Genomic DNA, 9,490 nt, shown 5'->3' with positions numbered 1-9,490 from the left:
CTTTAGCCAAAGACTGAATAAAACTTTGCGCCTTTGCGTCTTTGCGAGACTAAAAAAAGCCTGTTTAAATAGCTTAGAAATAATCTCGCAAAGACGCAAAAGCGCAAAGAAAATTTTAGAATTTGATTTGTGGAAGTTTTTCTCCTAAGAGATTAATTTTCTTTTGAAGATTGGCTAAGAATTTTTGATGTTGTTCAGATTCTGGATTGAAGCTTCTATGGCGCAAGCTTTTCTGGATTTCATCAACTTCCTGCATTACCGAAATACTTTCCTGAGCAATGTAATTTTCACTGAAAAGCTTCCAGATATAATCAATTGCTATTTGATTTGGATGAAGCATATCTTCGGTATAAAAACGATAATCGCGAAGTTCATCCATCATGATTTCATACGAAGGGAAATAGTTATGAGTTATGAGTTTTGAATTATGAGTTTTTAAAACTTGATGAAGCGCTGTAAATAAATGTGATTTGCTTAGTTGATTTTCTATAAATCCGTCTTTAATGTGACGAACTGGCGAAACTGTAAAAATGAAATTTATGTTCGGATTTAATGTCTGGATTAAATTAATTGTGTTTTGAATGCTTTTCTGAATGAATTCAGCTGATAATAATTCTTTTGAGAATTGTTTTTGGGGCACTTTATGGCAATTGGCTACAATTTCTTCGCTTTCTAGGTTTCTGTAGATCCAGGAAGTTCCGTATGTAATGATTATATGCGAAGCTTCTTTTAATTGTTTATTGGTTTCTGTGATTGCTTTGTTTAAAGTTTCAAGCAATTCTTGTCGGTCGGAATTACTTAAATCGGAATGCACTTCATAAGAATGCCAACGCTCGTTATGAAAAAAAACGTCTTTTTCCTGATAGAAATCCAACTCGCAAACTCTTCGAAATAATTTCTCAATTGAAACCGAATTAAAAATAATTCCAAACGGATTGGTTTCATTTTGAAACTTAAAATAATCAAATTTCTCCGCTATATTTTCTGCAAAACAAGAACCAATTGAAAGTACTTTCGAGTTATAATCGATTGGATTGTTACTTTTTGAAATTGGAATTTGGGTTCTGAATTGCATGAGAATTGTTTTCTGTAAATTTCGGTTATTTTTTATAAACAAAAAACCAAATACTTTTGTATTTGGTTTTTACAGATTTATTTTCTTTTGAAAATTAATATACATACTCAACTATTTCAGTTATCCTTTCAGCATAATCATAAGTTGTTTTCTTTATTGGATAACCATTTTTATTGTATTCGTATTCCATTTTAAACCAATATGGTTCAAAAGCTATATTTGATAATAGTCCTTGTTTATAATTTACTTTATATCGCTTTATATTATTATTTGAAGACAAGCTTATTCCTGAATCCAAACTAAACTGATCGAGCAGTAAATTTAAGCCTGCAATATTTTTAAAGGCATTGTTATTTGTATCGTATTCGTATTTAGAAATACTAATGACATCATAATCATCTCCCCAATCAGATTCTAAATTTGCGATATTTCCATTAATGATAGTAATCAACTTTTTTTCAGATTTTTTTGATTCTTTACTAGTGTTATTGTCTAAATTATAGACTTCTTTAGTTATTGAACCATTATTGTTATAGCTATAATCGTATCTTATTTTTTCTCCGTTTAAAAATTTAGTAACTGTTTTCAAACTGTCATTTTTGTAACTATAATTTGTTTCTGCATATTTAGTTTCTTCACCTTTATACAAACTATATACAGTTTCTTTAACGATATTATTACCCTCATATTCATAATCTCTTTTTTCATTTTTGTTCCTTATACTCACAATTTTATTTCCATCATAAATAAAATCAGTCGAAAAATTATCTTTAGGATGATCCGAATATATCGTTTTTACCGTTTTTGGCAAGATTGTATTTACAGAATAATTATACTCTTCATTAGAGCAGGAATTTAAAATGAATATTATAGCTAACAAGTAATATGATAATTGCTTTTGCATAATTGATTTATTAAGTTTACGGTGAAAATGAACATTTTTATGATAATAATTTTCTACTAAAAATTTTAATCATAACAGGATAAGACACAATTAAAATACCACGTATTGTCTCACTTTATTTTGTGTTGAAAATTGTGCTTAAAAGAAAGCCTTATAATTGTGAAAAAATTAAAAATTTTATTAACCAGTTTAGTATTATCATCTTGTAGCGCTGATATAAGTGATACTTATTCTGAAACGTTTTCACAGGAAAATGAGGATATCGTTATGTGCACATTTGACCTAAGAGAAGGACAAAATGATCTCACATTAAAGTCTAATGCAGCAATTATTGACCCGCGTTGGGAAATTGGCCAAACCATAAAAATTAAATTCTTAGACGGCACTAATTCTCAACATGAAATAGTAAAAAAATATGCTTCGGAATGGGTAAAATATGCAAATCTAAAATTTGAATATGTTCCTAAAGATCAAGATGCTCATATTAAAATTGCTATTAATATAGGTACTCCTGGAACTTGGTCTCAACTAGGAGCAATCGGAATGTATCCAAGTCCGCTTTTTTCTAATGTCCAAAATACGCCAACAATGCGTTTAGGTGCTATTAGTGATAATGAAAGTTCCAGAAGAACTATATTACATGAATTTGGTCATGCATTAGGTTTAGTTCATGAAACAACTAATCCTGCCGCTACTATTAAATGGGATTTACCAAAAGTATATAAATACTATTATGACCTTATGGATTGGTCAAAAGAAAAAGTAGATCAATCAGTTATTAATAAAGCAAATTCAACAAATTACTCTGAATATGACCCTCTTTCTATAATGCATTATTATGTACCCGCATCTCTTACAACTAATGGTGTAGCCGTATATGAGCAAAGTACTTTATCAAGAATTGATAAAGAATCAATACTAAAATGGTATCCTTTCGCTGTAAGATCAGTCATAGAAACTGGAGAAAGAATCGATTTAGCATGTTATCGGAAATGTATAAAATCACCTAATGGAAGATATTCATTAGAATTTGATTCAGGTTGCTTATTTATACTGGACAACTCAAATAATCAAAAAATATGGTTAGTTGGATCTCCTATCTATAATAACGCTATGTGTTTTTTTTCAAATAGTGGAGAGATTGGAATTTTAGGATCACGACCTAACGGTATGTTCTTGCAGGAAATTGTTTGGAGAAGTAAAATTTCTGGGATTACAAACGCACAACTTCATTTACAGGATAATGGAGATCTTGAACTAATTCAAAATGGTGTTGTAAAATGGTCAGCGAAAAAAGGAAAAATATAGATCAAAAAAAAGCCAGATAAAATCTGGCTTTTATAATTAAAATTGTGTGGTTATTAATAGAAGTACTCCGAAGTACCTAAACTGTCAGATCCTTTATCAACTTCTTTAGTTGGGTATCCTTGCTCATTATAAGTAAAAGTGCTATTTGTCCACAAATCTCCTTCTGATGTATCTGTCAAAATATTAAATTTTACTCCATTTCCTTCTCCATCAACAAATGCAATTTTATCCATTCCTAAAATATTTTTCGTAGGGTTATTTTTATTGTCATAAGTATATTTATGATTTTCCCAACTTGCTGAACTAACTATTTCACTAACTTCTCCGTTTACAAATTTAATTGTATTACTTGTTCCTTTGTTTGTTTGAGTTGTACCGTCACCTGAATACGATTGAGCTGTTACAGTTCCATCAGCATTATAAGTATAAACTTCCTTATGTCCCCAATCCATATTTGGTTCTACTCTTACAAAAGTTGTTAATTTACCTTCTGCATTATATGAAAAATTATTTATTTGGTCGATTGTTCCATCAGGGTTTTTAAACTCTATTTTGGTAATTAAATCTCCTGTATAAGTATAATAAAGACTTACATCACCTGAATCATCTATCGCACTTACTATTTTATTACCATCATACTTATAACTGATAGTGTATTTATCACCATCAGGAGCTGTAATAACGGTTTTTTTAAGTAAACCAGAATTTGAAGACGAATCATCACTAGAACATGAAGTTAATAATAGAGTCAAAGCTCCGAAAAGACATAGGATTTTTTTCATTTTGATTTGGATAAATTTGTTAATGAAACAAACATAGCACAATCCAAAATCAAAGCCTTACGGGTTTCCATAATCAGAACAAAAAACACAATTAACCTTTTTTAACACACTAAAAACAACTACTATACACAAGAAATTACTTCTTTAGAAATTTAACTACAAAACAAAATACTGTAATAAAAATAGTTGTTTTCTTATTTTTATATTTATTCAAAAGTTTAAAAATACTTCCTAAAATTTCAAACATATAATACTATAAAAACACATATAATTTAACCGTAAAAAAAATTACATTTTAAATAACATAAATCAACTTTACAAACTAAAACAATTGCTTACTTTTGCATCTTCCACTTTTCTAAAAATCATATGAAATTATTATATTCTTATATAATCAGACACAAAATGCTTTTGTTTTTTGCGCTGATTATGGCTTCGATAAACATTTGTTTCAGTTTATCAGATTCAATTATTACCGGTAAATTAATGCAGGATTGCGGTGTCGGGCTCCATAAATATGATGGAAACGCAACTGGTTTTATCAAATCATTGTCATTTTGGCTTGGGCTTTCGCTTGGAGCAGCAATGATTTCCCGAATTACTAAAAACTTTCAGGACTATTTCACCAATGTTGTCATTCAGCGAACTGGTGCTCAAATGTATACTGATGGAATTAAAAAATCTTTGGATTTACCATACGCCGAATTCGAAGATCAACGAAGCGGTGAAACTTTAAGCAAACTAACCAAAGTTCGTTCTGATTCTGAAAAATTAATTACACTTTCGATTTCGTTAATCTTTCAAACCATTATCGGATTCATATTCGTAATTGTTTATGTTGCCCGAATCGATTATCGTATTTCAATTATCTTTTTAATTACGGCGCCAATTATTGCTTTGGTAAGCTCTTATTTAGGAAAAAAGATAAAAGTAGTTTCTAAAAAAATTGTAAACCAGACAAATGCTTTGGCTGGCTCAACAACCGAAAGTTTGCGAAACATTGAACTTGTAAAAAGTCTAGGTTTGACGTATCAAGAAGAAAAACGTCTTAACTTAAATACTTTTAAGATTTTACATCTCGAATTAGAGAAAGTTCGTTATATCAGAAGTTTGAGTTTTATTCAGGGAACAACGGTTCATTTTTTAAGAACTTGTGTGGTGTTTACTTTGTATTACTTCTTGTTTGGAGGTAAAATTATTGTGGGTGATTTATTGACGATGGTATTTTTCACTTTCTTCATTTTTGGTCCGCTTCAGGAACTTGGAAACTTTATTATTGCAGTTAATGAAACGAAAGTTTCTATGGAGAATTTCAGAACATTATTAAATGCTCCAAAAGAATTTCGTCCTAAAAGTCCAAAACATGTTGGCGCAATTCAATCACTTTTATTTTCAAATGTTAGTTTCAAACATAAAACGGCAAAATTTAAAGCCGTAGAAGATATCAATTTTGAAATTAAACAAGGACAAACTGTTGCATTTGTCGGTCCGTCTGGTTCCGGAAAAACAACTTTGGTAAAATTATTAGTTGGATTATACACGCCTGCAGAAGGTCAGGTTTTTTACAATGATATCGATTCTGCCGAGATTGATTTACTAGATTTAAGAAAGCAGTTAGGTTTTGTAACCCAGGACGCTCAATTATTCTCCGGAACAATTCGCGAAAATTTATTGTTTGTTAAACCAAATGCAACCGATGAAGATTTATACGATGCCCTAAAAAGAGCAAGCTGCGAAAAATTGTTAAAACGTGCTGAAGATGGTTTGAACACCACAATTGGTGAAGGCGGAATTAAAGTTTCGGGTGGAGAAAAACAGCGTTTGTCTATTGCCAGAGCTATTCTTAGAAATCCAAATTTATTGATTTTTGATGAAGCAACTTCGGCTTTGGATTCTATTACCGAAGAAGAAATTAATGCTACTATCAGAAATATTTCAGATAAAAATAGAATTACAGTTTTAATTGCACACCGTTTATCAACTGTAATGCACGCTGATAGAATATTTGTCTTGGAACAAGGTAAAATTATCGAGCAAGGTAAACATGATGATTTGATTGCTGAAAAAGGATTGTATTACGCTATGTGGCGCCAGCAAATTGGGGAGCGTAAGTAATTTTTTAATCTCGCAAAGACGCAGAGTCGCAAAGTTTTTTTATATACTTTGCGACTCTGCTTTTTTATTTAAGTTTTAAAGTGTTTTATTAAAGATTTGAAACGACTCTTTTAATTCCAAATTTGATAATTGGTACGTTAAAGTTAATTAGTAAGCCCAACTTCATTTTTGTGATTTTAAGATAAGTTAAAACTTGTTTGGCGTGAATATCCGTCAATTGTTCGATTGATTTAATTTCCAAAATCACTTTATTTTCAACAATTAAATCTGCTCTAAATCCAATATCCAGATTTATTTGATCCCAAATAACGGGTAAAGTTTTTTGTCTTTCTACAGTTAATCCTCTCTTAGTTAATTCATGATGTAAAATAGCTTCATAAACAGATTCCAATAAACCAGGTCCTAATTTCACATGAATTTTATAACAAACATCAACCACAACAGCTGAAATCTCATTCTCAGTCATTCTTTTTAAATCAAAGTATAAACTTACAAAAATAAAACTTAAAAAACTTTGCGACCCTGCGTCTTTGCGAGATTAGTAAATCTTCTATTTCAAAAACATAAACCTTAGCAATTAAATTAGCGCAAAAAAAAATCGCAAAGCTTAAAAATTAAACTTTGCGACTCTGCGTCTTTGCGAGATTAAAAATTACTTCACGAAACCAACCGCTTTCGCCAAAGCCTCACCAATTCCGTCAACATTTTTACCTCCAGCAGTTGCGAAGAAAGGTTGTCCTCCTCCTCCACCTTGAATGTATTTTCCTAATTCGCGAACTACTTGTCCAGCGTTTAAGTTTTTCTCTGCTACAATTTCTTTAGAAATATAACAAGTTAACATCGGTTTTCCTTCGTGAGCAGTTGCGAAAACTACAAATAAGTTGTTATATGAGCCTCCCAATTCGTAAGCTAAATCTTTTGCCCCCTCTGGGTTCAAATCAACTTGTTTTGCTAAGAATTGAACGCCGTTGATTTCTTGTAATTCTTTAGCTAAATCAGCTTTCATATTTTTAGCTTTATCTTTCAATAAAGCTTCCACTTGTTTTTTCAATTGAGCATTTTCATCTTGCAATACCTGAATCGCTTTTACAGGATCCTGAGCATTTTTAAGCACTTCTTTAATTTCATTAAAAGAAATTGCCTGAGACTCAAAATACTCTTTTGCTGCCTCGCTTGTAATCGCTTCAATTCTTCTGATTCCGGCTGCAACTGCTCCTTCTGAAACAATTTTAAAATGCCAGATATCTGATGTATTTGCAACGTGTGTTCCTCCACATAATTCGACAGAATCACCAAATTTAATTGTACGAACTAAATCGCCATATTTCTCTCCAAATAAAGCAATTGCTCCATCTTCAAGCGCTTGTTCTTTCGGAATGGCTCTTTTCTCGATTAATGGCAAACTCTCACGAATTCTTGCATTTACAAAGTTCTCTACTTCTAGCAATTCTTCATCTGTAACTTTAGAGAAATGAGAAAAGTCAAAACGAAGTGAAGCATTACGAACCATCGAACCTTTTTGTTCAATATGAGTTCCTAAAATCTTACGCAAACCTTGGTGCAATAAATGCGTAGCCGAGTGATTTGAAGAAGTTTTAGCTCTTTGAATTGCATCAACAACAGCATTAAAAGTTCCAGTAATATTTTCAGGAAGCGATTTTGCTAAATGAACAGTTTGATTATTTTCTTTTTTAGTATCAATGATATAAATAATATCACCATTTTGAGCTTCAAGATATCCTTTATCTCCAGTTTGTCCTCCGCTTTCCCCGTAAAACGGTGTAGCATTGAAAACTAATTGGAAAATTTCTCCATCTTTTACACTTTCTACTCTTCTGTATTTCGTGATTTTAACTTGCTGAGATAATCTGTCATAACCAACAAATTCCTGAATGTCATCTTCAACAATTACATTCCAGTCTCCAGCAGTTACTTTTGATGCTGCACGAGATCTTTCTTTTTGCAATTGTAATTGTTCCTGGAATCCTTTTTCGTCTAATTTCAATCCTTTTTCTGAAAGAATCAAAGCCGTTAAATCGATTGGAAAACCGTAAGTATCATACAATTCAAAAGCTTTTTTACCGTCGATTGTATCTCCTGCATTATTTAAGATTACAGCATCCAAAAGAATTAATCCCTGATCTAATGTTCTTAAGAAAGAGTTTTCTTCTTCACGAATCACATTCGAACAAAGTGCTTTCTGTGTTCTGATTTCCGGGAAAGAATCTCCCATTTGCTCGCTTAAAGTTTCAACTAATTTGAAAATAAATGGCTCTTTTGTTCCTAAGAAAGTAAATCCGTAACGAATAGCACGACGTAAAATTCTACGAATTACATATCCTGCACCCGTGTTAGAAGGCAACTGTCCATCAGCAATAGCAAATGCTACCGCACGAACGTGATCTGCAACTACACGAATAGCAATATTCATTTTATTTTGTTCTTCACTAATGTCTGTTACATCATTAGTTGTATATTTTGCTCCTGTAATGGTTTCGATTTCTCTAATCAAAGGCATGAAAACATCAGTATCATAATTTGATGTTTTTCCTTGTAAAGCCATACACAAACGCTCAAATCCCATTCCGGTATCTACGTGTTGTGCAGGAAGTTTTTCCAAAGAACCATCCGCTTTACGGTTAAATTCCATGAATACGTTATTCCAGATTTCAACTACTTGTGGATGATCATTATTAACTAAACTTTTTCCAGAAACCTGAGCTTTTTCTTCTTCAGAACGTAAATCAACGTGAATTTCAGAACAAGGTCCGCATGGTCCTTGATCACCCATTTCCCAGAAATTATCTTTTTTATTTCCAAGAATGATTCGGTCTTCGTCAATTAATGTTTTCCAGATATCCCAAGCTTCTTGGTCAAACGGAACATTATCTTCTTTACTTCCTTCAAAAACAGAAACATAAAGATTTTCTTTTGGGATTTTATACACTTCTGTCAATAATTCCCATGCCCAGTTGATAGCCTCTTTTTTGAAATAATCTCCAAAAGACCAGTTTCCAAGCATCTCAAACATAGTGTGGTGGTAGGTATCAATACCAACTTCTTCAAGATCGTTATGTTTTCCTGAAACACGAAGACATTTTTGCGTATCGGCTATTCTTGGACTTTTTGGAGTTCCATTCCCTAAGAAAAATTCTTTAAACTGGGCCATTCCCGAGTTATTGAACATAAGGGTTGGATCGTCTTTAAGAACAATAGGAGCTGAAGGAACGATAGTATGTCCTTTACTCTCAAAAAAATCTAAAAATTGTTTACGTACGTCTTGTGATTTCATATTTTAATTAGAAA

General features: G+C 31.7%; 7 protein-coding genes. 2 read left to right on the top strand and 5 right to left on the bottom strand.

The annotated features are described in order from the left end of the window. Positions 1-115: 115 nt before the first annotated feature. Together GQ47_RS19280 and GQ47_RS19275 are read right to left on the bottom strand one after the other, a co-directional pair. Positions 116-1,075 (bottom strand): GSCFA domain-containing protein, encoded by a 960-nt coding sequence (locus tag GQ47_RS19280; protein ID WP_035651897.1) that lies wholly within the window; start codon positions 1,073-1,075, stop codon positions 116-118. A gap of 94 nt (positions 1,076-1,169) precedes the next feature. Further along, positions 1,170-1,979 carry a hypothetical protein gene (locus GQ47_RS19275; protein ID WP_035651895.1) on the bottom strand — a complete coding sequence of 270 codons (810 nt, stop codon included), beginning with the start codon at positions 1,977-1,979 and terminating at the stop codon, positions 1,170-1,172. Positions 1,980-2,138: 159 nt separating this feature from the next. Between GQ47_RS19275 and GQ47_RS22985 the strand changes: the two genes are divergently transcribed. Further along, a complete protein-coding gene (locus GQ47_RS22985) occupies positions 2,139-3,287 on the top strand; it encodes a zinc metalloprotease (protein WP_051951662.1) in 1,149 nt (382 codons plus the stop codon). Positions 3,288-3,340: 53 nt separating this feature from the next. Here the strand turns inward: GQ47_RS22985 and GQ47_RS19265 are convergent, their stop codons facing one another. After that, positions 3,341-4,069 carry a hypothetical protein gene (locus tag GQ47_RS19265; RefSeq protein WP_035651894.1) on the bottom strand — a complete coding sequence of 243 codons (729 nt, stop codon included), beginning with the start codon at positions 4,067-4,069 and terminating at the stop codon, positions 3,341-3,343. A gap of 369 nt (positions 4,070-4,438) precedes the next feature. Between GQ47_RS19265 and GQ47_RS19260 the strand changes: the two genes are divergently transcribed. Beyond that, positions 4,439-6,184 (top strand): ABC transporter ATP-binding protein, encoded by a 1,746-nt coding sequence (locus GQ47_RS19260; protein ID WP_035651893.1) that lies wholly within the window; start codon positions 4,439-4,441, stop codon positions 6,182-6,184. An 88-nt stretch (positions 6,185-6,272) separates the two neighbouring features. Here the strand turns inward: GQ47_RS19260 and GQ47_RS19255 are convergent, their stop codons facing one another. Both GQ47_RS19255 and alaS read right to left on the bottom strand, forming a co-directional pair. Then, entirely contained in the window at positions 6,273-6,650 is a 378-nt protein-coding gene (locus GQ47_RS19255; RefSeq protein WP_035651891.1) for a GxxExxY protein, read from the bottom strand. A 186-nt stretch (positions 6,651-6,836) separates the two neighbouring features. Next, positions 6,837-9,476 (bottom strand): alanine--tRNA ligase, encoded by a 2,640-nt coding sequence (gene alaS / locus GQ47_RS19250; protein ID WP_035651889.1) that lies wholly within the window; start codon positions 9,474-9,476, stop codon positions 6,837-6,839. Positions 9,477-9,490 lie beyond the last annotated feature (14 nt).

Origin of the sequence: Flavobacterium sp. ASV13 (assembly GCF_000745775.1) — a bacterium.
Classification (GTDB): domain Bacteria; phylum Bacteroidota; class Bacteroidia; order Flavobacteriales; family Flavobacteriaceae; genus Flavobacterium.
Note: the sequence above shows the minus strand (reverse complement) of the source record. Positions and strands in the feature narration are given on the sequence as shown.